This is a genomic window from Natronobiforma cellulositropha (assembly GCF_025629245.1).
In the GTDB taxonomy this organism is placed as follows: domain Archaea; phylum Halobacteriota; class Halobacteria; order Halobacteriales; family Natrialbaceae; genus Natronobiforma; species Natronobiforma cellulositropha.
In genome coordinates, this window is record NZ_JANZXN010000003.1 from 41,554 (window position 1) to 66,873 (window position 25,320).

Consider the following 25,320-nt stretch of genomic DNA (forward strand, 5'->3'; position numbering starts at 1 on the left):
CCCAGATAGCACCGATCGTTGAGATTATCCGCGCGACCAGTGTGGTGAACGACCGGGCGTAGCCCTTCGGCAACCTTTACCCCACTGGTTTCGAAACGAGCGGTATGAGTTCCGTTCCCGATCGATCCGAGATCGACGAGGGCTATACCTGGGATCTCGAGAGCATCTACGCGAGCGAGGACGACTGGGAGGAGGCCTACGAGAGGGCAGCGACACGGGTCGACGACCTCGCCGCCTACGAGGGGCGGGCGACCGAAGACGGTGAGACCCTCCTCGAGGCACTCGCGTGTCGCGACCGGTTGATGCGCGAGGTGTCGACGGTGTTCTCCTACGCGCGAATGCGCCGCGACGAGGACACGACCGACCAGACCTACCAGGCGCTCTCGGCGCGCGCCCAGTCGCTCGCGGCGAGTGCGAGCGCGACGGCGTCGTTTCTCGAACCGGAGATTCAGTCGCTGACGCGCGAGGAGTTCGACGCGATGCGCGAAGAGACACCGGATCTCGAGACCTACGACCACTACGTCGACGACGTGTTACGCCTGAAACCGCACACCCGCTCTGCGGAGGTCGAGGCGTTGCTCGCCGACTTCGGCGAGGTGCTCGGCTCGACCGGCGAGGTCTACGACCTGCTGTCGAACGCGGACATGTCGTTTCCGAGCGTCGAGGACGCCGACGGCGACGCCGTCGAGATCACCCAGAGCAACTTCGTCAACCTGCTCAGACGCCCCGACCGCGACTTCCGACGGCGCGTCTACGAGACCTACTTCGACGAGTGGGAGGCAGTCAGGAACGCGGTCGCCGCCGCCTACAAGAACAGCGTCAAAGCCGACGTGAAGGTGGCCAGAGCGCGCAACTACGAGACCGCCCGGGAGGCCGCCCTCGACGGGCCGAACGTCCCGGTCGCGGTGTACGACACGCTCGTCGAGACCGTCCACGACAACATCGGTACGCTCCACCGGTACGCGGACCTCAAGCGCGAGGCGCTCGGCGTCGACGAACTCCGGATGTGGGACCTCTACATGCCGCTCGCGGGTGACGAAGGTCCCGAAATCACCTACGAGGAGGCGGCCGACTACATCCTCGAGGCCGTTTCCCCGCTCGGCGAGGAGTACCGCTCGCGCGTCGAGGCGGGCTTCGAGGCGCGCTGGGTCGACGTCTACGAGAACACGGGCAAGCGCTCGGGAGCCTACTCCGGCGGCACCTACGACACCCAGCCGTTCATCCTGATGAACTACCAGGACGACGTCTCCTCGATGTACACCCTCGCCCACGAACTCGGCCACTCGCTCCACTCCGAGTTCACCAAAGAGCAACAGCCGTACATCTACTCGAACTACGAGATCTTCGTCGCCGAGGTCGCGAGCACCGTCAACGAGTCGCTGCTCACCCACCACCTCCTCGAGACCGTCGACGACGAGGCGTTCAGAAAGCACGTCCTCAACGAGTTCTTAGAGCGCGTCCGCTCGACGCTCTTTCGCCAGACGCTCTTCGCCGAGTTCGAACTGCGCACCCACGAACTCGAGGAGGCGGGCGAGGCGCTCACCGCCGACCGCCTCGACGAGGTCTACTACGACCTCAAACGCGACTACTACGAACCCGCCGCCGTCGACGACCGCATCGCCATGGAGTGGATGCGCATCCCCCACTTCTACAGCGCCTTCTACGTCTACCAGTACTCGACTGGCATCGCCGCCGCCCTCGCCATCGTCGACGACATCGTCGAGCGGGGCGACCCCGCCGCGAGCGACTACCGCGAGTTCCTCCGCCGGGGCTCGCGAGCCTACCCCCTCGAGTTACTCGAGGTCGCCGGCATCGACATGAGTACGGCCGATCCGATCGAGCGCGCGCTCGCGACCTACGAGGAGCGCCTCACCGAGTTCGACACCCTGCTCTGAGCCGCCGTTAGCGTCGCTGGGGGTGATTTTCCACGGTGGCGTCGCTCCTCGAGAAAACCGACGGGACCCAAAGACACATTTACGGTCCGCGACTTATCGGTGGACGTCAGGATGTCTCGAAGCCCCTCTCTCCCCGATCGACCCAACCGCGACATCGATCCAGATCTCTCCGGACCCGAGCGTCTCGAGGCGCTGCGCGCCCACTACGAGGACATCGTCGCGATCCACGACCAGCTAGCGGCCCAGCTCGAGTCCGCCGAGCACCGCCGTGAGGACCTCCGCGAGGAGGCGGACCGCGTCGAACGCGAGAACAAGACGCTGAAGAGTTCCTCGCTGTACGTCGCGACCGTCGAGGACGTCCTCGGCGACGAAGTCGTCGTCAAACAACACGGCAACAACCAGGAAGTACTCACCGAGGTCGCTCCACAACTGCGCGAACGAGTCGACGCGGGAACGCGCGTCGCCGTCAACGACACGTTCGGTATCCAGACCGTCCTCAGTGCCGAGACCGACGCCCGTGCACAGGCGATGGAGATCCAGGAACGGCCCGACGTGGGCTACGAGGACATCGGCGGCATCGACGAACAGATCAGGGAGGTTCGCGAGGCGGTCGAACAGCCACTCACTCAGCCCGAACTGTTCGAAGAGGTCGGCATCGACCCACCGAGCGGCGTCTTACTGTACGGCCCGCCGGGCACCGGCAAGACGATGCTCGCGAAGGCCGTCGCCAACCAGACCGACGCGACGTTCGTGAAGATGGCCGGCTCGGAACTCGTCCGGAAGTTCATCGGCGAGGGCTCACGGCTCGTCCGCGACCTCTTCGAACTCGCCCGCGAACGCGAACCCGCCATCATCTTCATCGACGAGATCGACGCCGTCGCCGCCACCCGCACCGAGTCGAAGACCTCCGGCGACGCCGAAGTCCAGCGGACGATGATGCAACTACTCAGCGAGATGGACGGCTTCGAGGCCCGCGGGGACATCCGCATCATCGCCGCGACCAACCGCTTCGACATGCTCGACAGCGCCATCCTCCGCCCCGGACGCTTCGACCGACTCATCGAAGTGCCCGCACCCGACCGCGAGGGGCGCGAGCGCGTCCTCGAGATCCACACCCGCGAGATGGCCGTCGACGGCGACGTCGACTTCGACACCCTCGCCGACGAGACCGCGGGCTACTCCGGCGCGGAACTCGAGAGCCTCGCGACCGAGGCCGGCATGTTCGCCATCCGCGACGACCGCACCGACGTCCGCATGGTCGACTTCGAGGACGCCCTCGAGAAGATCGAACGCGACGACTCGAGCGAGATCGTCGCCTCGGCGAGTTACTTCTACGACTAGAGGCGGATCGCAACGCCTTACGCGCTCGATCACCGAGAGCCGTCTATGAGCACGATTCGAGTCGTCTGGGGGTCGGCCTCCGCACCCACGCGGATGTCGTCGTACGACGCGGCGCTCGCCGAGGCGGGGATCTGTGATTACAACCTGGTGGCGGTCTCCTCGGTGATCCCGGCGGGCGTCGAGGTCGACCCCGTCGGCACCGCACCCGACCTCGGTCCCGCGGGCGAGCGTCTGACCGTCGTCGAGGCGCGCGCGAGCACCGCCGGACCCGGCCGCGCGAGCGCCGCCCTCAGCTGGGTCCAGTCGGCCGACGGCGGCCCGGGGCTGTTCTACGAGACCTCCGGCGAGATGGACGCCGACGACGTCAGAACTCGCGTCCTCGAGGGACTCGAGACCGGCATGGGCCTGCGCGAGTGGGAGTTCGGCGAGGTCCACGACCGGGTCGAGAGCGTCGAGGCGAAGTCAGGTGCCTACACGACGGCCATCGTCGTCGCCGTCTACGGCGAGAGCGAGCCGATTTTCTAGGTGTGTGAGTGTCTCTCGAGGCGAACCCTTTTTACTGCGCGACTCGATAGCACGCATATCGACTTCTCATGAATGGAAACACGCCGTACGGAGGGCTGCCGGGTGAAACGCAGGCTGGCCAGCGAGCGGCGGCGGACGTCCCGACGATCACGGGCGACCAGAAACGTGTCTTACACCGGGACGTCTCGCGGATCGCCGCCCGCACCCGCGAGTTCCTCCCCGACGAGTACGTCGTCGACGCCGACGTCCAGTGTGGTGTCAGCGGCCCGCAGGTCCGCGTCGCCGTCCAGCCACCGGTCGGCCACCCGGTCAGCGCCGGGTTCGCCCCGGAGATGGAGGAGACCCCGGAGGAGATCATCGGCGCCGACGAGCGTGACGAAGTCGCGCGCGGCCTGGCCGCCAGCGCCGCCTTACAGGTGAAACAGGCGGTCGAAGACAACGTGACGCCGACGGCGCGATAGCGCGGACACCGCCGTTTCTGCGCACGCTTAGTTCTGCGCAGCACCTGCGTCGCCGACCCGTCCGAGAAACAGCACCGAGTCGGTCTCGTCGTCACAGATGGCGACGAGAAACGGCCGGTCGACGGTCACGTCGAACGTCTCCGTCGGGGCGCTCGTCGGCATCATCACCGCACCCGTCGCGGCCGCCGCCTCGGTTCCCTCCTCGTCGACGGCGACGTAGGCATCGTGGTAGACGTCGTCGACGAAAAGGCGCTCGGCGTCGGTCATCCCCGAGAAGTCCGCCGCGTCGGTGAACGCCGTCTCCATCCCGAGCGCCGAGAGCGTCTCCTTCAGACTGAGCGAGGTCTCGAACTCGAAGCGCGGGAAGGCGAGGTCGCCCTGAGCGTCGCCGGTCGCCTCGAGCAGCTCGCCGAAGCGTGCGGCATCCAGGTCGGCGCTGAAGTCTTCGAACTCGCCTGCGGCCGGGAGGAAGACGACCATCCGTGCGTCGCCTGCGTATGGTAACTCGAGGACCTCGTGGCCGTCGACGGCGGCGTAGTTCGTCCGGAGGTTCTGGTGCATCATCGCCACCATCGACTCGCTCCCGTCGAGGGCGGTGAACGTCCCGTCCTCGGTCCGATCCTCGTCGAACGGCGACTCCCAGTTCGCGAAGAAGTAGATGGCGTTCGTCAGCACGAGGCGGACGTCGTCGGTGATCGATCCCTCCGGGAGGAGATCCTCGATGCGGTCGTCGGTCTCCTCGGCCACCCAGTCGTTGATCGTCGCTCTGGCCGCCTCGGGGTCCTCTCCGAAGTCGAGCGTACGAAGGCCCGCCCCGTAGTGGCGCGCCAGCGTCTCGAGGAAGTCGTCTTCGAACGGATAGCCGTCCTGGCCCCAGATGGCGTTCGCGAGGCGGAGGGTGAACTCCTCGTCGTCGTCGCCGTCGGCCGCCTCGAGCGTCCGCCAGAGCGCGTTGAACGCCGGGTGCAACGCCTCCTGGCCGTGCGGGAACGCGAGCGCGTCGGCCATTTCGGATTCGGTCTGGCCGGCGGCCCCCGCCCACGTCATCGCGAGCGCGAGCGAGATGCTGATCGGCGAGACGAACAGGTTGGTCTCCTCGGTCTCCTCGAGCAGCGAGAGCGCGAACGCGGTATTGCCGGCGACGAGTGCCTCGAGGTCGGCGTCGCCTACCGACGGCGAGGCGCGTTCGATATCGGCCGAGAGGACGCGCATCTGGGCGGGTTCGCCGTCGTCGTCGCCGTTCGAGGGATCGTCACCACCGCCGAGACAGCCAGCGAGACCGGCGAGGGCGAGACCGGAGAGCGTGAGCATCGTGCGTCTGTTCGTGGAGGACATACCTGAAGATACGCCCGGTGGGATAAGTCACCTCCCCTAGGTGAAATCGGCGTGTGAGCTAAGACAGCGAGAGACGACCAGAGGCGACTGGCGGTCTCGAGCGCTCACTTCCCCCAGAAGGGGTCGCGCTTTCGCTGGCGGTCTAAGTACATGTTGAGCGCCTCGAGTTCGTCGCCGGGGATCTGACTCGAGAGTTCCTGCTCGAGGATTTTGGCGTGTTTCTCGGGGAGGTCGGTCCAGAGTTCGTCGTCCTCGTCGATCTGTCGGCCGACGGTCGGGCCGTCGATGGCGACGGAGACGCGTTCGCCGACGCGGGCCTGGTCGACGTCCTCGCCCTGTTCCTGGATGCCTTTGACCTGGCCGACGCGGGTCGGCTCGTTCTCCTCCCACTTCATCACGAAGGTGTTGTTCTTCAGGGTGCCCGAATTGACCTCGACGCCGACGACCGCGGGATCGTTCTGGCGGAAGACGTGATCCGGGAGGATGCGAACGCGGGCGGGCCGGGTGATGTTCTCTAAGATGGTGTCCTGCTGGGAGCGCTCGAGGTCGTCGACGAACTCGGTGTACTCCTCGATGAGCTGGTAGATGACGTCGTCGGTGAACAGCCGGACGTCGTCGATCTCGGCGCGCTGGGCGGCGTCGGCGAGCACGTCGACGTTGAAGCCGAGGATGGTCCGGTGGATGTGTTCGTCGGCGGTCGAGGCGACCGAGACGTCACGGGGGGCGACGTCGCCGACCTCGGCGCGGACGATCGGCACCTCGGCTTCGTCGAGCGCGTCGGCCATCGCCTCGAGACTGCCGAGGGTGTCGGCTTTGACGACGACGCCCTGCTCTGCGGTCTCGACGGCGATGTCGGCGAGTTCGGCCTCGACCTCCGCGACGACCTCCTCGAGCGGGCGGTCGCGGACGACGCGGACCGGCGCCCCCGCCATCGCGTCGTCTAGGTCGGGCGCGGCGACTTTGATCCCGGCGGCGGCCGACACTTCGTCGACTTTCTCGAAGCGGTTCTCGGTGCGAATCTCGGCGAGCGGGCGGGGCTGGAGGAGCGCGCGCACGTCGGTGACGATGGGGTCGTTCATCCCACCGACGACGAGCTGGTCGTCGGCGCGGACCGTCCCGTCGTAGAGGACGGTGTCGATGGTCGTCCCGAAGCCCTTCTCCTCTTTGACCTCGAGGACGGTGCCGACGCCGGGTCCGGCGACGTCGATCTCCATCTCCTCTTTCATGTAGCGCTGGGAGAGACCCATCATGACCGCGAGGAGGTCGGGGACGCCCTCGCCGGTCATCGCCGAGACGGGGACGACGCCGACGTTTCGCTGGAAGTCCTGGACGCGCCAGTAGAGGTCGGCGGAGAAGCCCTCGTCGGAGAGTTCGCCGATGATCTCGTAGAGGCGGGTGTCGAGGTCGCCACGGGCGCGGTCCGACTGGGACTCGTAGGTGCCCATGATCGGGGCGTCCTCGTTGGGGTTCCAGCCCGGCACCGTGTCGACCTTGTTCGCGGCGACGATGAACGGCGTCGAGGAGCGCTGGAGGATCTCGAGCGCCTCGATCGTCTGGGGCTGGAAGCCGTCGCCGACGTCGACGACGAGGATGGCGAGGTCCGCGAGCGCGCCGCCGCGCGAGCGGAGGGTGGTAAAGGAGTGGTGTCCCGGCGTATCGATGAAGAGCAGGCCGGGGAGGTCGAAGTCGTCGGGGTTGACGAGATCGCCAGCGATCTCGGAGACGACGTCGAGCGGGACGGCCGTCGCGCCGATGTGCTGGGTGATCGCCCCGGCTTCGCCCTCGATCACCGCCGAGCCGCGGATCTTATCGAGCAGGCTAGTCTTGCCGTGGTCGACGTGTCCGAGGACGGCGACGATCGGCGTTCTGAGAGAGGTGAGGTCGCGTGTATCCGTGTCCGACATGGTGAACCACCAGAGAAGGTTATAACTAGTCGTCCGTTCCGCGGTAGTTAAAGCCATCGTCACGGCCGCGAGCGCAGGCGACGTCCCCGACGAGACGACGGAGGGCCGACGCCCGTCAGACACCCCCGTGGAGTTTAATAGTGAGAAGTAAGAACGGGAGTACATGAGCGACATACTCGCTGAGAACCTCTCGGGGAAGTCCGTCATGGGCTCGGACGGCACCGAACTCGGCATGCTCTACAACATCACGATGGACCTCAAATCCGGCAAGCTCCACGACCTCATCGTCGATCCCGACGAGGAACTCCCGATCCGGTCGGTCGACTTCGAGCGAAACGACCGTGGCCGACTCATGGTGCCCGTCAGCCGGGTCCAGGCCGTCAAAGACTACATCGTCGTCCAGCGCTAGGACATGCACGTTCTCGACTCATCGGCGTTTATCCACGACTTTCACACCACCGAGCAGATGGCCACGATCCCACTCGTCAGAGAGGAACTCGAGGGGGAGAGCGTCTACCGCTACGACGCGATGGAAGGCTCCGGCATGCACATTCACATTCCGAACGACGACACCACCGAGACGGTTCGCCGCGCCGCACGCGAGTCGGGCGACCTCGAGGTGCTCTCGGAGACCGACATCCGGCTGGTCGCGACGGCGTTCGAACTCGACGGGACGCTCGTCACCGACGACTACGCGATGCAGAACGTCGCCGAGAAACTCCACGTCTCCGTCGAAGTCATCGCTCGAGAGGGCATCAGCGAACAGCGCTCGTGGGTGTTCAAGTGCCGCGGCTGCGGGCGCGAGTTCGACGACCACAGAGACCGCTGTCCGATCTGTGGCTCGGAGCTGAGCCGGAAGAATCCCGCCTGAGAGGGACTCGAGGGGAGCCACACGAGGGAACGACGACCGCGAGCACGGGCGGCGACTCGAGGGGGGCGTCGGCCGCACAGTCGACGGGAGGCAGCTCTCAGGCGTAGGCGAGATACAGGTTCGCGAAGAGAATCGCGTCGTAGATGCCGTGGACGAGCGCCGGGACGACCAGGTTGTCGGTGCGCTCGTAGAGGACGCCGAGGACGAGCGAGAGACCGAAGACGACCATCAGACTCGCGAGAATCGCGCCGGGGGCCGCGCCGCCGACGCTGTAGGCGAAGTAGTGGACGGCGGCGAAGACGACGCTCGCGACGACGATCGCACCCCCTCGAGAGAAGCGTTCGTAGAGCGACTTCTGGACGACGTTTCTGTAGAGCAGTTCCTCGAACGGCCCGATGAGCAGGATGGCCGCCGGGATGAGGACGTACATGATCTCGGGACTCTCCTGGACGCGATCGGTGACGCCGTGGCTCGAGCTCTCGACGCCGGTGGTGGTCATCAGCACCGAGATGGCGAAGAGCGCACCGAAGATGGCGACGGTGCCGCCGACCGTCCAGCCGAGGTCGCGAAGCGTCGGCACCCGGAGGTCGATGAACGACCAGTCGCGCTCGGTCAACTGGAGGAAGGCAACGGCGACGGTGAGCGCGCCGAGTGCCATCCCGATCTGTTCGATCGCGACCAGTTGAAGCGGGGTGAACCCGCCGTAGACGAGCACGACCGGCAGGGCGAACAGCACTATCCACACCGATGCCGCCAGAAAGCCGAAGGCGGCGACGATCGTGAGCAACACCGTGAGCTGGCTTCGAGCGAAGACGCCAGCCGTCGAGAGCGAGTAGTGGTCGGCGAGCGCCATCGCGAGCGCGCCACCGGCGGCCAGGAAGGCGACGAAGACCAGCGGAACCGAGCGCTCGAGGAGCGGAATCCCGACCGCGGCGTTCACACCCTGGTTCAGCACGTAGCCCGAGAGCGCGAGCACCGAGAGGGTGGCACCGACCGCGACCGGCGCACCGTAGACCCGGCCCAACCCGCCGTGGCGGCGAGCGAGGAAGACGACGAGGGAAACGGCAGCGAGCGCGAGGGCGGCCAGGACGAGCGGGTCCGTACTGCCGCGGCGGACGGGGACCGCCATCGACGCCATCGCGACGCCCGAGAGGACGGTCCCGGCAGCGGGAACGAAGCCGTCCCCGACCTGCGGCTCCCCACCCTCGCTACCGGTGTGCGTCAGCTCACTCATACTCGAGGGTTCGCCTCGAGGGCCAAAGCGTCTCCGGGTTCGGCCGTGGCTCGCCCATCAGCGCTCGACGCGGAGCGTCGTCTTCTCGGCGACGGCGTCGGTCTCGGCGAAGCGCCCGCCCGACTCGTCGCGCCCGCCGAGTAAGCCGCGTGTGGCCTGCTTCGCCCACTCGACGGCCGGCTGGTCGAAGGCGTCGACGCCCGCGAGTTCGCCCGCGAGGATACACGCCGCCTCCATCCCGTAGAGGACGCCACCGATCGAGGCGGCGTCGACGCGCTCGAGTTCGACGCGGACGTTCGGACGGCCAGCGGCGGCCAGACTCGCTTCAGTGGCCCGGAACTCCGCCTCGAGCAGTTCGCCGAGGGTCGCCCCGCCGAGGTAGGCGAGGTCCGCGACGTCGGTGTCGGGAATCGGCCGGTCGGGACGCTCGCGGGCGGTGAGGAAGGTGACCATCGTGTTCCGCGGGCCCGCCCGGTAGAGCTGGAGCTGTGAGTGCTGGTCGGTGACGCCCATCGCGCGCACCGGCGTCTGGCCGAGACCGTCCTTGCCGAGGCTCTCGGCCCACAGCTGGGCGATCCACTCGGCGTAGGTCTCGAGCGACTCGGCGTAGGGCATCGTCGCGTTCACGGTCGCCCCGCGGACGGCGAGGGCGTGGCTCGTCGCGCCGTAGGCGTAGGCGGGACACTCGAAGAGCGAGCCGGTGAGCGTCTCGCGCTCGGCGTGTGCGCCGTCGAGCAGCGCCTCGAGGTCGACGCCACAGACCGCCGGTGCGAGCAAGCCGACGGGCGAGAGCGCAGAGAAGCGTCCCGGCACCCCCGGCGGCACGGCGAGCGCGGGCAGGTCGTGGCGCGCGGCCAGGTCCGCGAGCGGGCCCGACTCGCCGGTGGTGACGACGGTCCGCTCGCGCCAGTCTGCGCCCGCGGCTTCGAACGCCTCGCGCACCACGAGGAAGTTCGCGAGCGTCTCGGCGGTCGTGCCAGAGCGCGAGACGACGTTGATCGCCGTCCGCTCGAGCGGGAGCGACTCGAGGTGGCGGCCGACCCACGCCGGGTCGACGTTGTCGAGGAAGACGGTCTCGGGCGCGTCGGGGTCGGCGAGTGCGTCGACGAGCGTCGCCGCGCCGAGGGCGCTGCCGCCGATGCCGACCGTCACGAGCGCGTCGACCTCGCCGAGGGCGGCGGCGGCCGCGTACACCTCGTCGAGGTCGGTCGTCTCCGGGAGGTCCAGCGCCGCGTAGCCGTGTTCGCCCTCGGCGCGCCCGGTCTCGATCCGCTCGTGAGCGTCCGCGACCCGTTCGTCGAGGCGCTCGAGTGCGTCCCTCGAGACGCCCGGTGAGGCGACGTCCGTCAGCGCGTTTCCGATGTCGACGTCCATGCGAGGGGGACCAACGGCCGGGGCTAAAGGCGTTCCGTCACGGTGAGCGAGCCGTCACCTCGCTGTGCATCGGATGGCTTATTCGCGCCCGCTCCCAACGGTCGGCCGATGACTGCGGAGACCGAGCGGACCTACAAGGGCCTCCCGGGGGCGTTTCGCTACGCCTTCGTTCAGAGCGACTCCCTGGTGTTCAGACTCTACGTCCTCGTGAGCGCCCTGCTGGGGCTCCTGGTCGGGATCCTCTTTGCGTTTGCGCTCATCGTCCTCGTCGCCGACACGCTCGCCGCGCCGGAAGGATCGCTCTCGCTGTTGCGCTCGTTTTTCGTCCTCGTCGGCCTGCTCGTCGTCCTCCCCATCGTCGCACCGGTCCTGTTCGTCGCGAGACGCCACCGTCGGAAGGTCGGCGACGACGCCGGCTACGACCGACAGCTCGCGCTGACGGGTCTGTTGTTCATCGCGAGTCTCTTCGTCGGACTCGTCATCTCGACGCCGCCGGACCAGCAGGCGTCGACCGACGGTGTACTCGGCCCACTGCTCGAGTTGCTGTACGCCCTCCCGGCGACGGCCGGGTTCGTCCCCCCGGTCGCGACGGCGGCCCTGATGTACCTCGTCCACCGTCGCTCGCGCTGAGGGGACGCGCTCGCGGACGGCGGACCACGGAGTCGAAAACACGAAAGCCACCGCCAGCGAAGGATCGGCTATGAGCGAACACACCGGGACGTTCGTCGTCACCCACGCCGAGACCGAGTCGGCGGTCGTCCGCGACGTCGAGACCGCTCAGGTGCACACCCTCTCGTCGAACCCCGGTCTCGAGACCCGCGACGTCCTCGCGGCGACACTGGCACCCGAACCGCCGCTCGAGGTCGCCTGGCAGGTCGTCGACGTCGAGGAGCGCCGGCGCGTCGAACTGATCGACAGCGACCTCGCGCCGACCCAGCGCTCGCGAGCACTGGCGAGTGAGATAGACGTAGGCGAGATCGACAGGGTCGAGCGCGCCGGCCGCGGCGAGGTTCACGTCCTCGCGGTGCCGAAGACGGCGGTCGAAACCGTCGCGAGTGACGTCCTCGAGGACCTCGAGACGGTCGCCCGCGCGGCACGGCTCGACGCCGTCCGCGTCGAGGTCAGACGGGCACTCGCAGACGACCACGGCGTGGTGAGCGTCCGCTACCTGCCCGACTAGGCGCGCGAGGGACCGCCTTCGCTCTGGACGCGCCAGCTGCCCTCGACGCCGTCGGGTCCGCGCGCGACGTACTCGAGGTCGGTCTCCTCGTCGAGACGCGGGCCACCCTCGACGCGCTCGACCCGGAGGGTGACGTCGAGACTCGAGCCACAGCAGCCCACGTCGACGAACTCCTCCCAGCGGTCGCCCTCGTGGGCTTCGTCGTACACCTTGGTGAGAAACGCCCGGTAGGAAGACTTCTCGAGCTGGAACTGCCCCCACGAGGAGAGGTCCTCGGGATAGGAGACCACGACACGGGTCGCCCGGTCGTCGCCACTCGAGCGCTCCGACCCAGTGGTTTCGGTCCCATCAGTATCGACCATAGGGGGGCTAGCGTCTCGAGTCACAAAGCCGTAGCGGGCAACGCGTCAGCGCGTCAGGGATTGAGAAGGCTTACTTAGCTCGCATACAAGGTGGCGCACATATGAGGGCTTTCGACGTACCGGAGATCGATTACACCCGGTACTCAAACCGCCAGCTCGCGGCGGTGCCGCTCGCGATGCTCGCGCTGGCGCTCGCGATTCTCGGCGGCTGGTACCTGTTCACCGGCATGCCGGTCGCCGCCGGCATCGAGTTCGTCGGCGGCAGTGAACTGCGGATCGACACCGCCAGCGACGAGGCGGAGATTCCGGGCGCGTTCGAGGAGCAGCCGGAGTCGATCCAGGCAGTGCAGGCCGAACAGAACAGCTACATCGTCCAGTTCACCTCGACCGACGAGACGGCACTGACCGACCAGGCTGAAGCGAACCTCGAGCCGCTCGAGGGGAGCGACGGCGTCGTCCAGTCGGTCTCCTCGACGTCGGCGAGTTTCGGTGCGCAGGCACAGCAGACGGCGATACTCGCGCTCGTCGCGGCGTTCGTCGGCATGAGCATCCTGGCGTTCATCCTCTTTCGGACGTTCGTCCCCTCGGTCGCCATCGTCGTCTCCGCGTTCTCCGATCTGATGATCCCGCTGGCGTTCATGAACCTCGCGGGGATTCCGCTCACGCTCGGGACCGTCGCCGCGCTGTTGATGATCATCGGCTACTCGGTCGACTCCGACATCCTGCTCAACAACTCGATTCTGAGACGGAGCGGCGGCTTCTACGAGAGCGCGAACCGCGCGATACGGACCGGGGTGACGATGACGGTGACGTCGATGGCCGCGATGCTCGTGATGGCGATCACGGCGACGCTCTTCGGCGTCGAGTTGCTCGCCTCGATCGGGCTGATCCTCTTCGTCGGCCTGGCGGCGGACCTGATGAACACCTACCTGCTGAACTTCAGCCTGCTTCGCTGGTACAAGTTCGAGGGGGTGAACCGCTGATGGGTGCGCGCACGTTCGTCCGCGCCAACTGGCGGGTGCTGTTGCTCACCGTCTTCGTGACCGCCGCCCTCGTCGCGCTGTTCATCCCCGGCGGCGTCCTCCCCGACGACAGCCTCGGCGCCGACGAGGAAGCGATCGACAGCCCGCTCGTCGACGACGACGTCGAGACCGTCGAACGGAGCCAGGGCTGGACCAACATCGTCTACGGTCTCAGCCTCGACGGCGGCACCCGGATCAGCGCGCCCGTCGTCGGCATGACCGTCGACGAGGTCGAAATCGACATCGAAGCCGACCAGGCCGACGCCTTCAGCGCCGAGCTCGCCGACGAGCTCGGCATCGACGCGACGAACGCCTCCGTCCGCTACGACCAAGGCAGCGGTCTCTCCGACGTCGAGGTGTTCACCCGCCAGGTCACCGCCGCAGAGTTCGCCACAGCCTTACAGGAACTCGGCGTCGACGTCGACGAGAGCGAGGTCCGCAACGGCGTCACACAGGCGACTCGAGACGAGATAATCGACACCATCGACACGATGATCAACGCCGCGGGTCTCTCCGGCGGACGCGTCTCCCAGCAGGAGGTCGGCGGCGAGTTCTACATCGTGACCGAAGTCCCCGACAGGACGCCGGAACAGCTTCGAGCGATACTCTCCGAACGGGGCATCGTCGAGGTCTGGGCACACCACCCCGACGGCGAAGGCGGTCAAGCGAACGAGACGGTCCTCACCCGCGAGGACTTCGCCCAGGTCGACCCGGCCGACTACAACGACGAGAACGGCCACCACGTCCCGGTCGCGATTCGCACCGGCGAGCCCGCAGAGCGCTATCAGGAGCGGATGAACGAACTCGGCTTCACCCGCGAGGGCGTCGGCCAGTGTCGCTACGGCGAACCGGAGTTCGAGGGCCAGAACTACTGTCTGCTCACCGTCCTCGACGGGCAGGTCGTCGACGCACACTCGATGGGCGACCTCGCAGAAGGGATGCGAACCGGACAGTGGGCGAACAACCCGACGTTCATCATGGGCGCACCGAGCCAGCAGGACGCCCAGGCGCTCTCGATCAACCTCAACGCGGGCGCGCTGGCCGCCCCGCTCGACTTCGAGAACGACCAGGTGCTCCAGATCCAGCCCGCACTCGCCGAGCAGTTCAAGAACTACTCGCTGCTCATCGGCATCGTCTCCATCCTCGCCGTCAGCGGCATGGTCTACCTGCGCTACCGCGACCACCGGGTCGCCCTCCCGATGATCGTCACCGCGCTCTCGGAGGTCGTCATCCTCCTCGGCTTCGCCGCCCTGATCCGCTACCCCATCGGTCTCCCCGAAGTCGCCGCGTTCGTCGCCGTCGTCGGGACCGGGGTGGACGACCTCATCATCATCGCCGACGAGGTGATGTCGGAAGGCGACGTCAACTCGAGACGCGTCTTCGAATCCCGGTTCCGGAAGGCGTTCTGGGTCATCGGCGCGGCCGCCGGGACGACCATCGTCGCCATGTCGCCGCTGGCACTCCTCAACCTCGGCGACCTCCGTGGGTTCGCCATCATCACCATCCTCGGCGTGCTGATCGGCGTCCTCGTCACCCGGCCGGCCTACGGTGACATCCTGCGACGGCTGCTGACCGACCGCTGAACCGAGGGCGGTTTCTACACCGTCCCAGCGCTCAGAACTCGCCCAACCCCGTCTGTTCGACGCGCGCCAGCGCGTCCGCACAGGTCGACCACGACGCCCGCGCGAACGGCGGGAGCTCCCGGTGGTCGGCGACGTACGACTCGAGAAACGCCCGCGTCGTCGGATCGCTCGGATAGCCGCTGCCGACCTCGCCGTAGCGCTCGGCGATGGCCGCGACGTGCGCGTCGCGTTCGACCTTCGCGACGATGCTCGCCGCCCCCACCAGCGGACTCTCGTCGTCGGCACCGTGACGCGCCGTCACCGACACTGGCGGCTCACAGGCCGCCTCGACACGCCGGGCGAAGCGCCCGGCGTCGGTGTCACAGGCGTCACAGAGTCCGGAGACGCCCGCTTCGGCGACCGACTCGAGTGCGTCCCCGATCGCGCTCGCGTGTGCCTCGACGGTCAGCGTGTTCATGTCCGTTTCGGGATCGTCGATGGTCGCGGGCGTCACCTCCGCGAGACCGACCGAGACACCCGCTGTCTCGCGGAGGCGGGCCGCGAGGTCCTCCCGGCGCGCCGGAGAGAGCCGCTTCGAATCGCCGACGCCGTCGGGCAGCCGCGAGCGGTCCTCGACGAAGACCGCCGCGGCGAACATCGATCCGAACACCGGTCCCCGGCCAGCCTCGTCGACCCCGAAGCGTTTCATGACCGGAGTGCTCGCGGCGATACCAAAGCCGTTCCGACGCTCACCGCTCGTCGTGGCGGGACTCGAGTGCCTCCGCCTGGCGCTGAACCTGCGCTAGCGACTGTTCCTGTTCGTCGCGCTTGACATCCTCCACACGGCTAAAGCCGTGGGATTCCTCGCGTTGGGGGTCTCGGCTCATGCCGAACCACCACGCAAGCGACATTCCCCTACGCGTATAGGGTACTCTGGTCTGTGCGCTGTTCGTTGGGACTCTCGTGAGAGTGTGGTATCTCCGACCAGTTGTGGTCGTCCCACTTGAACCGCACGGGCCATGCCATTGGCCTGTCTACCGATTTGTGCCGTCTCAGGAACGTCTCGGATGCTACGAGATCCGCGTGGCCGTCGAAGCCGCATGCACAGGTGAGCGAGTCTTGGTGTCGTGTGGTTCGGTCCGTCGAACCGCACTGGGGGCACTCTTGACTCGTCCACGCTTCCGAGCGCACTTCGACCGTGATGCCGAACTCTTCGGCGGTACACGCGAGACGGTCGATGAACGCGCGGAACGCCCAGAAGTTGTGCGTTTTTGCGTTCGCTCGCACCGACCATGAGGTTTCGAGAACGTCGGTTAAGTCGCCCACGTAGACGGTTGCCACACCTTCTTCGTACAGGCGTCCCACGAGATCCCGAGCAAGCGCGTCCATAGCGTGGTCGCGTCGGCGCGTCCGTCGTCGGTACAGTGAGCGTATCTGTTTGCTGCTGTATCGGCCGTCCCGAAGCTTCGCCTGAAGCCGGGCGATTTCTCGCGTGGTTTCGCGGAAGCGTTCGAACAGGCCGCGGCCTTCGTACAGGTACTTCTCGCCGGTCGTGGTCGTACAGGCGACGATGTTGTTCGCACCAATGTCGAGGGCGGCGGTTTCGTCCGCCAGTGGTGAATCCTGTCGAGAATTGTCTACCGTGACAGGCTGAAAGGCCCTGAATTGGTCCGAAGCTTCGTCGTAGTACAGTTCTAACCGACCCTGTTTGCCGTCCCACTTCGGAACGCCCGCCACTTCGAGACGGAGGCGTTCTTGGTGCCCAAGACCGTACTTCTCTTTGAGTTCCTTGCCGACCGGGATTTCGAGGCGGGAGCGGTATCCGAGTTCCAGCGTGTACTGGTCGTTGCGGATGTACGTGCGGAGTGTCCGACCGTCCTCCTCGTTGCCCCAGTAGCCGGGCGGGGAACAGCGTTCGCCTTTCTCTTCGAGCGAGAAGAACGACTTCCACGCGCTCTTGCTCTTGCGGATGAGCTGCTGGGCGGTTGCACTTCCGAGAACGCCGACGTACTGTGTGCGGTAGTCGGTGGTGTCCCAGACGCTTTCGCCGTCGAAGTACTGTTGGCGCCGTTCGTAGGTGAGTTCGTTCCAGAGGCTGGCAGAAGCGTCCAACAGTTCGTGCAGTAGCTCCCGGTCCTGTTCGGATCGGGACCGAACGACGAACGTGTTGGTCCGCCTCATCAATACCTCCTACAACACGAACATACATAAGTGCATGTGTTCTGTAGGTAGGCATGGGACGAACGCTACACATCAAAGTTGACGATGAACAGTATGAGTGGTTATCGGACGTGAAAGACAAACGCGGCCTTACCTGGCGCGGGATGTTGATCCACGCTGCCGAAGATTTGGAGACCCCGGACCGGCAATAGACGGCGGTTCTTCGGCCTATCGCTCAGACCCACGACTGAAGTCGTGGGCTTGCGCTTACTTCGTGTCAGTTCCATGGGGTGTGCTGCGATACGAGACGGTAACTAATGGTCGTTTCGCTGACTCGAGTGCTCGTGTCATCATCCGCGGAGTTATCGCACCGTCGCCTCGTAGCCGTCGATCTCCTCGTTCATCACGTGGTAGCGTTCGTAGAGGTCGTAGTTCTGCACGTACTTCTTCGTACATCGCCAGAGACCCGGCCCGAGCAAGCGGAAGTCTGCCGGTGGCTCGATCCCCATACAGAGGTAGCAGTCGCGAAGCTGACACAGCAGGTGGATCACCAGCATATTTCGCATGTCTTCGAAGCGCTCGACACCGAGCGGCCAGAGTTCCAGCCGCGCATCCGGCGGTCGTTCGAACGGATCCGCACCGGGGATGGTCTCTTCGCCATCGGTCGTTACGCCCGAATACAGCACGTGGATGTCAGAGACTGCCGCAATCGTCGCCACGTCGAAGTCGTACTCGCGAGGGGCGTCGACCAGCACCTCCGAGCCAGGCGCGCGAAGACGCTCGAGCAGCGTCTGTCGCCCCATCTCTCGGGCTTTGTCCGCCAGAACCACCTCCAGACGCTCGAGAAACGCCACCGAAATGTCTGCAACGTCCTCCTCGAGATAGACGTTGACGCGGTAGGTGAGCTGGTGCGTCTCGGAGTCGACGGGCGGGTCAACCACCGGCTCGACGCTCGAGTCGTGCGGGCTCACCAGTTGGCGTCTGAAGTCGCCGAAGTGCGTCTCGATTTCCTCGTCGCTCATCGCGTGCACCGCCAGCGTTACCGCCGCGAGATGGTTCGGGTTCTCGTAGGGCTCGAGTGTGTCGTAGCCGCGTTCTGTGTGAACGACGTACCTCGCGTAGCGTCGAGCCTGGTTGTTGTGTTCGTTCTCCTCGGGTGTTCGCTCTGCCGGGTCGTCCGCGTAGGCCTCGCACTGGTGGACGTGAATAGTACCCTCTCTGTCCATTTCGATTCCGTGCTCGCCACCGGCGTTGTCGATCACGCGAATACCGATACGGGTGTCACCAGCAGCGGTTGTCCGCTCACCGTCAATTGTTGCGTTCATGAATGGATCTCACTGGTAGTCATCGGCCGAGTAACTGCCACGGTGTTCTTCGTCTTCCTCGTCCACGAGGAAGCGGTCGTTTGCCTCGAGTTCGGGGGCGTGGTTGCCAGTCACGTAGTCGTACATCCCTTTGGCGAACCCACCGACACCGCCGAGAATACCGCCGACGAGCGCCCCCTTCGGCCCGGCCGGTGACGCACCGAGTGCGCCGGTTCCCGCACCTTTGACGGTCTCTTCGGCGACGGTACTCACGAACGATTTTTGCTCTCGAAGCTCGGCTTTCACGACCTCCATCTCGGCGTACAGTTGCTCGACTGCACTCGTCACCGTACTCAACTCCTCCGGGATGCTGACGCGGTCTGCGACCGACTCCTCTCGAGACGGTGGCGAGCCAACGTCGGGGTTTCCAAGGGTGATCGCACGCCAGCGCTCCATGTCAACACTACTGCCGTGGATACGCTGCACGTGAACGTCCATCCCAAGCCGGTGGGCGACGAGCGGGTCCTCTCCCTCGAGCGCCTTCCTCGCTACCTCGTCGGCCTCGCGCTCGAGTACCGGACCTGGATGTATCGCACCCAACTGGGTTCTCGAGTGTTCGCTGCTCGCCACGGGTTATCGCGGTTGGCCGATGTCGACCGTTCGGTAGCCGGGAATGTCCGCCTCGAAGTCGAAGTAGGGTTCGTAGCGCTCGAGGAGACGGTAGCGCTGGGCGGAGTCGTAGAAGCCGTGGCCGAGGAGACGGAAGGCTTCGGGTGGCTCGACACCCATCTCGAGGTAGCAGTCGCGAATCTGACAGCCGAGGTGGTGGACCAGCAGCCGACGGAACACCTCGAGCGAGCCGGAGGGCAACGCCACAAGCTGGAGCGTGGTATCCGGCTCGCGCTCGAGTGGTGGGTCGACCTCGAGAACCTGTTCGTCGCCGGGTCCGGTCTGGTAGGCGACGCGAAGGTCGGAGACAGCATCGATCTCGAGACCTAGTTCGCGGCCAGGGGCGAACGCCACGTCGACGGGTTCGGTGATCGCCTCGAGCGTCTTGCTGACCGCGTCGTTCATACCAGCCGCCACGAGTTCGCGAATCGCTTCGTCGACCTCCTGCTCGAGACCGAGGTAGATGTCGAGTTCGTAGCGAAGGAACTCACCGGCGTCAATGTCGGCCGGAGGTTCGATCGGTGGCTCGATCTCGGGCTGGTAGTGGTGTGCGTGCTGGCGGTAGTACGTGCCGAAGAACTTCTCGAACTCCTCGTCTGAAAGTTGCGCCAGAGCGAGGAGGGTCGCCGCAATTCGGTCGGGATTTCTGTTCGCTGGAAGCGTCTGATAGCCACGCTCGCGATAGACGGTGTACTTTGCGAAGAGGCGGGCCTCAGCCATCAGTTCGTGTTCTTCAGCAGACCGGTCATTTGCTTTGCTTGGATACACATCTTGACCATGTTGCAAGATCTCGCCATCAAACCCAACAGCAAATATATGTTTTACGCTGTTATTATCAACGACCTCTACTCCAACACTCTCGTCGTCTTCACCGATAATCTTCGCAATCATTATTCGTATCGTTCCTCCACATCCTCGGTTTGATCAGTTTCGTCACCGTGGACCCTCTGAACAGCTCCAGCCCACGCCTCAGCGAGCTGTTTGTATCCAACGTCGACCAGCAGGTCGTACACTTGACCCGCGCTAGCACTACTGAGCGAGCGGATTGGTTCGGCTCCGACGCGCTTGATGACCGCCGCCGCCCCGACGTGTGCGCCAGCAGCGACTTCCGTCTGGCCCGTGGTCGCCCAGATCGGACCGCTCACACCGACGAGTGCCAGCAGATTTGCCGCTGCCCCGACGACCGTATCACTCTCCGCTTGGTCCTCGACCATGTCACGACCACTATCTCTGAGCGCTTCTCGAGGGTCGAGGCGCTCGAGCAGTGCCCCCAGGGTACTGTCGTCGGCTGTCGTCCCGTCGAACTCCCCGTCTTCGAAGGCGTCGAGCGTGGACTGTTGCGGGCCGTCATCACCGATCGACAGACGCTGCACGTGAACGTCCATCCCCAAGCGGTGGGCGACGATCGGGTCCCCCTCGAGTGCCTTCCTCGCTACCTCGTCAGCTTCACGCTCGAGTTCGGGGTCGGGATCGATGACCAGCGAACTCCCCTCCTGGGGGAGCATGCTGATCTGGCCCCCGGTCTGCTGTCTCACGTGCGCGAGTTCGTGCGCGAGCAGGTACTTCCCCTCCGCGCTCCCGGGGTCGTACTCCCCGCGGTTGAACACCACGTGGTTACCGGTGGTGAACGCACGCGCCTCGAGCGCGCTCGCCGCCTTCGCGGCCTCCGGCCCCGTGTGAAGCTGTACGTCCGAAAACGAGTCGCCCATCCGCTGTTCCATTTCGTCACGAACAGCTCCCTCGAGCGGCCGTCCCGGCTGTGAGATCACGCGCCGGACCACGTCGGGTGTCGCGGTCTCACCTGCCAGATCGCTCTCGCCCTGCGCCTCCACAGACCGCATCGCGCTCTCGGTGTCGAGGTCGACACCCGCGCTCGCGCTGCGCGCTCGAGCGACGCGAACTTCCTCACCAGTCGGCGTGTTACAGCCGGGTTTGAGTTCGCCGCGCTCGGCCCAGTCGGCGACCTGCGGGTAGCCGTAGCGGCCGACGAGGTCGTCGAGTTCGGCGGCGTGCTCGAGTGACGGCGGCGTCACCCCCGGTAGGTTCTGGTGTGGGCGCGCCCCCTGTGGCTGTACTCGAGCGCGCCGTGTTCGTTCGTTCCGCTCGCTGTCGTCGTTCGGCCGGTCGCGTCGGTCCCGGTCGAAACTCACACGTCCCACCTCAGTCGTGCATACATCGGTAATTAACGCTGTGTTACGAGTCGATTGTATTAGGTGTTGGTGTTCAGACACCACCGCTGGATACCCCCGTTCCGACCTGGATTCTTCGGAAAGGAGAGTATCACCGACACCCATTTCCAGAAATTATATGTGTCTATCCGTGAAACTCACGTCCGGAAGCGACGCCCGCCGAGCGGATGGGGCACGCGAGAAAGTGCCCCGGGTGCACCACCACCCGAGGCGTGGCTTCCAACTCGGAGTGAGTCCTGAAGCCATGGATACCTACCGACCACGCGACCTTAAAAGGCTCGCAAACGCACTGTACAGCCCGCGAAACGCCCGTTCTCTGAGTGTCTACGCCGTCACTCGAGCGCGTCCCACGGCCACTCGAGGGGGACGGCGATGAGCGAGGACCTCGGCCGCTGGGGCGGTGAGGGGTGGAATCCGCCGCGCTGTCCCCACTGTGAGAGCGTCGTCGTTGGGGTGACCGCGACCGGCCCCGACACCATCCAGGCCTCCTGTGGGTGTTGGCTCACGCAGGCGGAGGCTCGAGAGTTGCGGTAGCACCATCTTCGGTCTCGGGCAGTTGGTCCCGTCTGCTGGCCGTGTGTAGTTTGTCTGGCAGACATAGTCTCACGATAGAAAACACCCTGAAAGTCCCGCCCTGCGGTGGGTGATCAGCCAGTTTTCGCCGACCTAAACACCATCCGTCCGCTCGAGCGACTCCACATTCGAACGAAAACCCCACCGCGTCAGCGTTCACGCCTCGCGCGGGCCGTCCCGGAAGTAGGGCTCGAGTTCGAACGGGTCGTCCTCACCTTCGACGCCGAGGACGTCGAGGGCGGTGACGACGGCGCCGGTCTCGAGGAGGCCCGCGAGGCTGGGGTCGGTGCGGCCGTCGTCGCCGCTGACGAGTTCTTTGACGTAGAGGCCGCCCTCGCCGTGGAGGGTGACGGTGGCCTCGCGCTCGCCGGTGAGTTCGCCGTCGATCTCGTAGACCGTGCGCGTGCGGGTCAGGTTGGCCCGGCGGTGGTCGACGCGCTGGGGGGTGAACTGCTCGAGGGTCGCCCCGTCGAGCGTCTCGAGGGCGGTCTCGAAGGTCGCCTCGTCGACGGGGTCGTCGAAGGCGACGACGGCGCGGTACTGTTTGCTGGCGTCGTGGCCCTTGACGCGCTCGACCATCTCGTAGGTCGCCAGCCGAAGCCCCTCGACTTCGACCGCACCGTCGGCCGCCTCGTTGATCTGGCGCTCGAGCGCCTCGACGTCGGGGCTGCGCTCTCGCGGGCGCTTGACCTCGAGGACGAACGGGCGGCCGGGACCGAGCATGAGCGCGTCGACGTCCTCGCGGCCCGCGCCGTGGAAGGTGCCCTCGTCGCCGTCCATCGCCGCGACGACGTGCGGGCGGACGACCTGCTCGACGCTGGTGTCGTACATGTAGCCGCTGCCGCCGCAGTGTTCACAGGGTTCCTCGCCGCTTTCGCCGAGCTGGACGCCACTGCCACCGCACTCCCGGCAGGGCCACTCGGTCTGGGGGATGTCGCGCTCGAGTTTGCGGTAGCGGCCGTAGACGAACGCGGGGTTGACCTGTACGTCGACGACGTGGCTCGTGATCTCACTCTCGCCGGCGAGCACCGCCAGCGGGTCGAAGCCGCCGATGTCGAGGACGGCGAGGACGTCCGGGCGGTCGAACGAGACGTCCGCGCCGGTGGCCGCGCCGACGCGGCGGCCGACCTCGCGGTTGAGGTCGCGGTTGAGCGGGTCGCCCGCGTCGGTCTCGAGTCCGGCGTCCTCGCGCAGGAGTTCGTCGTTCTCCTCGTACAGCGGCGGGACGCGGGTGCCGACCTGGTAGGTGTCGAAGTCGATGCCCTCGAGTTCCGCGACGACGGTTTCGGCGAGCGCATCGACGGTAGCGGCGTAGCCCTCACAGACCCAGCAGTCGGCGGGGTCGACGGGTTCGAACGGGTCGTCGTCACAGAGTGCGAGCGTCGTCCGGAGCGCGCGGCCCCGTTCGGCGTTCGTCAGCCCGAAACTGCGGGCGGCGAAGGGGCGACCCAGACAGGAGTCGCAGACGGGTCCCGCCTCGACGACCGCGCGGGCGTCCTCGATGAGCCTCATTGCCCTCACTGGGTGGGCGGGCGCTAACACGCTTTCCCTTCGCCGCGCGGACTCGAGTCACGCCGGACACCGTCGGCGGCGTGTCGGGAACGGGTTCAAGACGCTCGAGGTATCACGTTCTGTATGGACGATCACCGACTGAGTCGCCGACGGCTGCTGGGAGCGACCAGTGCGGGGCTGTTCGGCGCGCTCGCCGGCTGTCTCGCCCCGCAGGCGTCGAACATCGCCCAGCGGGCACCGTTTCCCGAGGAGGTCGGCGAAGACGAGCGTGCGGTCGACCCGGACGACCGGGGCTCCGTCTACACCGACGTCTACGAGTCGGTCGTCGACTCCGTGACGTTCATCCGCGTCTTCGGCATCGAACAGCCGTTCACCGAGGAGACGGGTCAGGGGCAGGGCTCGGGCTTTCTCTACGACGAGAACCACGTCGTCACGAACGAACACGTCGTCTACGGCGGTGAGGACATCGACGTGCGTTACCCCACCGACGACTGGGCGCACACGGAGGTCGTCGGGACCGACTTCTACAGCGACCTCGCCGTGCTCGAGGTCGACACCGTTCCCGAGACAGCCGAACCGCTGGCGCTCTCAGAGTACCGCCCCGCCGTCGGCCAGGAAGTGCTCGCCATCGGCAACCCGTTCGGACTCGAGGGGTCGATGTCCCAGGGCATCGTCAGCGGCGTCGACCGCTCGCTCGACATGCCGGGGCGTCGGTTCACCTTCCCGAACGTCGTCCAGACCGACGCGGCGATCAACCCCGGAAACAGCGGCGGCCCGCTCGTCGACATGGACGGCGAGGTCGTCGGCGTCATCAACGCCGGCGGCGGCGACAACATCGGCTTCGCCATCTCGGCCGCACTGGCGCGGCGGGTCGTCCCCGCACTGATCGAAGACGGCGAGTACCACCACTCCTACATGGGCGTCGGTCTCGAGACGGTCGACCCGGTCATCGCTCGGGCGAACGACTTGCCCGAGGCGACCGGCGTCATCGTCGCGAGCGTCGAACCGGACGGGCCGTCGGACGGCGTCCTCCGCGGGCGGACCGACGAACGCAGCCACCACGGCGATCCGATTCCGGTCGGCGGCGACGTGATCCTACGCATCGACGGCGACCCGACGCCGGACCGCCACGCGCTCTCGACGTTGCTCGCCCTCGAGACGAGTCCCGGCGACACCGTCCCGGTCGACGTCTACCGCGAAGGCGACCTCGAGACCGTCGAGTTGACGCTCGCAGAGCGGCCCACTCCGAGCGGGCCGACGCTCCCGCTCGGGTGAGCGGTGAGTCGTCCGCGTGACCCTGCGACCTCACAGTTCGTGTCGCTGAGACCGGTAAGCGGTGGCTAACAATACGTTAGAAGGTGTCAGTATCAGTCGACGGATACACTCACCACAACAATTATGAGTCCGACACCGACCACCCGACCGGCAGACGACGACCAGCCAGCGCATCCACGGTTCGAACTCGAGCACGTCACCGTCGAGAACGAGCGGCTTCCGGACGAGTGTGTGGTCTTTCCCCGGAACGCGGGTGACGACGAGCGGCGCACCGCCTGGATGATCGCCACAGAGGAGTCGTACGTCGACCTCGACAGCCGCCGGTGACCATGAGCGCCGGAAGTACCGTGACGACGGTCGGGTTCTGGGTCGCCACCCTGTTACCGTTCGTGTATCTACCGGTGTTCGTCACCGGCATCGATACCGCCACACGCGGGTTGTTGTTCGTCGGCTTCGTCGTCGTCAGTGTCGTTGCGCTCGTCGTTGGACACGAGTATCCGGAGACGCGAGCCCGGTGAACTGTCACCGCAGGGAGCGGGCGAGTGGCCGGGTTTCGGCGCGTTAATATCCGG

The 25,320-nt window shown here is 66.3% G+C and carries 27 protein-coding genes; 14 read left to right on the forward strand and 13 right to left on the reverse strand.

Annotation, left to right across the window (positions count from 1 at the left end):
* Positions 1 to 104: 104 nt before the first annotated feature.
* From pepF to N0B15_RS00255, 4 genes are all read left to right on the forward strand, one after another.
* Positions 105 to 1,895 carry an oligoendopeptidase F gene (pepF, locus tag N0B15_RS00240; RefSeq protein WP_263004951.1) on the forward strand — a complete coding sequence of 597 codons (1,791 nt, stop codon included), beginning with the start codon at positions 105 to 107 and terminating at the stop codon, positions 1,893 to 1,895.
* Positions 1,896 to 2,006: 111 nt separating this feature from the next.
* Positions 2,007 to 3,236, forward strand: coding sequence for a proteasome-activating nucleotidase Pan2 (gene pan2, locus N0B15_RS00245; RefSeq protein WP_263004952.1), 1,230 nt, complete (start codon positions 2,007 to 2,009; stop codon positions 3,234 to 3,236).
* Positions 3,237 to 3,281: 45 nt separating this feature from the next.
* Positions 3,282 to 3,761 carry a pyruvoyl-dependent arginine decarboxylase gene (locus tag N0B15_RS00250; protein WP_263004953.1) on the forward strand — a complete coding sequence of 160 codons (480 nt, stop codon included), beginning with the start codon at positions 3,282 to 3,284 and terminating at the stop codon, positions 3,759 to 3,761.
* A gap of 68 nt (positions 3,762 to 3,829) precedes the next feature.
* Positions 3,830 to 4,222 (forward strand): DUF5811 family protein, encoded by a 393-nt coding sequence (locus N0B15_RS00255; protein ID WP_263004954.1) that lies wholly within the window; start codon positions 3,830 to 3,832, stop codon positions 4,220 to 4,222.
* A gap of 27 nt (positions 4,223 to 4,249) precedes the next feature.
* Here N0B15_RS00255 and N0B15_RS00260 read toward each other — a convergent pair whose 3' ends face one another.
* Complete coding sequence (locus N0B15_RS00260; RefSeq protein WP_263004955.1) at positions 4,250 to 5,557, reverse strand: serpin family protein; 1,308 nt, start codon at positions 5,555 to 5,557, stop codon at positions 4,250 to 4,252.
* Between the two features lie 104 nt (positions 5,558 to 5,661).
* The gene (gene infB, locus N0B15_RS00265) at positions 5,662 to 7,461 is read right to left on the reverse strand and encodes a translation initiation factor IF-2 (RefSeq protein ID WP_263004956.1); all 1,800 of its coding nucleotides are present in this window, start codon (positions 7,459 to 7,461) and stop codon (positions 5,662 to 5,664) included.
* A 163-nt stretch (positions 7,462 to 7,624) separates the two neighbouring features.
* Between infB and N0B15_RS00270 the strand changes: the two genes are divergently transcribed.
* Together N0B15_RS00270 and N0B15_RS00275 are read left to right on the forward strand one after the other, a co-directional pair.
* Complete coding sequence (locus N0B15_RS00270; protein WP_263004957.1) at positions 7,625 to 7,870, forward strand: PRC-barrel domain-containing protein; 246 nt, start codon at positions 7,625 to 7,627, stop codon at positions 7,868 to 7,870.
* A 3-nt stretch (positions 7,871 to 7,873) separates the two neighbouring features.
* A complete protein-coding gene (locus tag N0B15_RS00275) occupies positions 7,874 to 8,332 on the forward strand; it encodes an NOB1 family endonuclease (protein ID WP_263004958.1) in 459 nt (152 codons plus the stop codon).
* Between the two features lie 97 nt (positions 8,333 to 8,429).
* On the opposite strand, the gene N0B15_RS00280 is transcribed toward N0B15_RS00275, so the two are convergent.
* Both N0B15_RS00280 and N0B15_RS00285 read right to left on the reverse strand, forming a co-directional pair.
* Positions 8,430 to 9,566 carry a CPBP family intramembrane glutamic endopeptidase gene (locus tag N0B15_RS00280; RefSeq protein ID WP_263004959.1) on the reverse strand — a complete coding sequence of 379 codons (1,137 nt, stop codon included), beginning with the start codon at positions 9,564 to 9,566 and terminating at the stop codon, positions 8,430 to 8,432.
* Positions 9,567 to 9,623: 57 nt separating this feature from the next.
* Positions 9,624 to 10,940 (reverse strand): glucose-6-phosphate isomerase, encoded by a 1,317-nt coding sequence (locus N0B15_RS00285; protein WP_263004960.1) that lies wholly within the window; start codon positions 10,938 to 10,940, stop codon positions 9,624 to 9,626.
* A gap of 108 nt (positions 10,941 to 11,048) precedes the next feature.
* Between N0B15_RS00285 and N0B15_RS00290 the strand changes: the two genes are divergently transcribed.
* Both N0B15_RS00290 and N0B15_RS00295 read left to right on the forward strand, forming a co-directional pair.
* Positions 11,049 to 11,570: a DUF8056 family protein gene (locus N0B15_RS00290; RefSeq protein WP_263004961.1), complete on the forward strand. Its 522-nt coding sequence runs from the start codon at positions 11,049 to 11,051 to the stop codon at positions 11,568 to 11,570.
* 70 nt (positions 11,571 to 11,640) lie between these two features.
* Positions 11,641 to 12,120: a DUF5812 family protein gene (locus tag N0B15_RS00295; RefSeq protein ID WP_263004962.1), complete on the forward strand. Its 480-nt coding sequence runs from the start codon at positions 11,641 to 11,643 to the stop codon at positions 12,118 to 12,120.
* Here N0B15_RS00295 and N0B15_RS00300 read toward each other — a convergent pair.
* A complete protein-coding gene (locus N0B15_RS00300; RefSeq protein WP_263004963.1) occupies positions 12,117 to 12,482 on the reverse strand; it encodes a DUF7968 family protein in 366 nt (121 codons plus the stop codon). The genes N0B15_RS00295 and N0B15_RS00300 overlap by 4 nt on opposite strands.
* A 101-nt stretch (positions 12,483 to 12,583) precedes the next feature.
* On the opposite strand from N0B15_RS00300, the gene secF reads away from it, so the two are divergent.
* Together secF and N0B15_RS00310 are read left to right on the forward strand one after the other, a co-directional pair.
* A complete protein-coding gene (gene secF / locus N0B15_RS00305; protein ID WP_263004964.1) occupies positions 12,584 to 13,465 on the forward strand; it encodes a protein translocase subunit SecF in 882 nt (293 codons plus the stop codon).
* Positions 13,465 to 15,087, forward strand: coding sequence for a preprotein translocase subunit SecD (locus N0B15_RS00310; protein WP_263004965.1), 1,623 nt, complete (start codon positions 13,465 to 13,467; stop codon positions 15,085 to 15,087). Before secF ends, N0B15_RS00310 begins: the two co-directional genes overlap by 1 nt.
* A gap of 31 nt (positions 15,088 to 15,118) precedes the next feature.
* Here N0B15_RS00310 and rnhB read toward each other — a convergent pair whose 3' ends face one another.
* From rnhB to N0B15_RS00345, 7 genes are all read right to left on the reverse strand, one after another.
* On the reverse strand, positions 15,119 to 15,775 hold the full coding sequence (gene rnhB, locus N0B15_RS00315) for a ribonuclease HII (RefSeq protein WP_263004966.1): 657 nt from the start codon (positions 15,773 to 15,775) through the stop codon (positions 15,119 to 15,121).
* A gap of 40 nt (positions 15,776 to 15,815) precedes the next feature.
* Positions 15,816 to 15,953, reverse strand: coding sequence for a hypothetical protein (locus tag N0B15_RS00320; protein ID WP_263004967.1), 138 nt, complete (start codon positions 15,951 to 15,953; stop codon positions 15,816 to 15,818).
* 28 nt (positions 15,954 to 15,981) lie between these two features.
* A complete protein-coding gene (locus N0B15_RS00325) occupies positions 15,982 to 17,247 on the reverse strand; it encodes an RNA-guided endonuclease InsQ/TnpB family protein (protein ID WP_263004968.1) in 1,266 nt (421 codons plus the stop codon).
* Positions 17,248 to 17,588: 341 nt separating this feature from the next.
* On the reverse strand, positions 17,589 to 18,551 hold the full coding sequence (locus N0B15_RS00330) for a DUF7958 family protein (protein ID WP_263004969.1): 963 nt from the start codon (positions 18,549 to 18,551) through the stop codon (positions 17,589 to 17,591).
* Positions 18,552 to 18,560: 9 nt separating this feature from the next.
* The gene (locus N0B15_RS00335; protein ID WP_263004970.1) at positions 18,561 to 19,130 is read right to left on the reverse strand and encodes a hypothetical protein; all 570 of its coding nucleotides are present in this window, start codon (positions 19,128 to 19,130) and stop codon (positions 18,561 to 18,563) included.
* A 33-nt stretch (positions 19,131 to 19,163) separates the two neighbouring features.
* On the reverse strand, positions 19,164 to 20,090 hold the full coding sequence (locus N0B15_RS00340; RefSeq protein WP_464502951.1) for a DUF7958 family protein: 927 nt from the start codon (positions 20,088 to 20,090) through the stop codon (positions 19,164 to 19,166).
* Positions 20,090 to 21,349, reverse strand: a complete 1,260-nt coding sequence (locus N0B15_RS00345) for an eCIS core domain-containing protein (RefSeq protein ID WP_263004972.1) — start codon at positions 21,347 to 21,349, stop codon at positions 20,090 to 20,092. Before N0B15_RS00345 ends, N0B15_RS00340 begins: the two co-directional genes overlap by 1 nt.
* Before the next feature lie 411 nt (positions 21,350 to 21,760).
* On the opposite strand from N0B15_RS00345, the gene N0B15_RS00350 reads away from it, so the two are divergent.
* Complete coding sequence (locus N0B15_RS00350; protein WP_263004973.1) at positions 21,761 to 21,922, forward strand: hypothetical protein; 162 nt, start codon at positions 21,761 to 21,763, stop codon at positions 21,920 to 21,922.
* Between the two features lie 195 nt (positions 21,923 to 22,117).
* Here the strand turns inward: N0B15_RS00350 and N0B15_RS00355 are convergent, their stop codons facing one another.
* Positions 22,118 to 23,473, reverse strand: coding sequence for a tRNA pseudouridine(54/55) synthase Pus10 (locus N0B15_RS00355; protein ID WP_263004974.1), 1,356 nt, complete (start codon positions 23,471 to 23,473; stop codon positions 22,118 to 22,120).
* 123 nt (positions 23,474 to 23,596) lie between these two features.
* Between N0B15_RS00355 and N0B15_RS00360 the strand changes: the two genes are divergently transcribed.
* From N0B15_RS00360 to N0B15_RS00370, 3 genes are all read left to right on the forward strand, one after another.
* On the forward strand, positions 23,597 to 24,748 hold the full coding sequence (locus N0B15_RS00360) for a S1C family serine protease (protein WP_263004975.1): 1,152 nt from the start codon (positions 23,597 to 23,599) through the stop codon (positions 24,746 to 24,748).
* Between the two features lie 123 nt (positions 24,749 to 24,871).
* On the forward strand, positions 24,872 to 25,075 hold the full coding sequence (locus tag N0B15_RS00365; RefSeq protein WP_263004976.1) for a DUF7511 domain-containing protein: 204 nt from the start codon (positions 24,872 to 24,874) through the stop codon (positions 25,073 to 25,075).
* 2 nt (positions 25,076 to 25,077) lie between these two features.
* Complete coding sequence (locus N0B15_RS00370) at positions 25,078 to 25,266, forward strand: DUF8028 family protein (protein WP_263004977.1); 189 nt, start codon at positions 25,078 to 25,080, stop codon at positions 25,264 to 25,266.
* Positions 25,267 to 25,320: the final 54 nt, after the last annotated feature.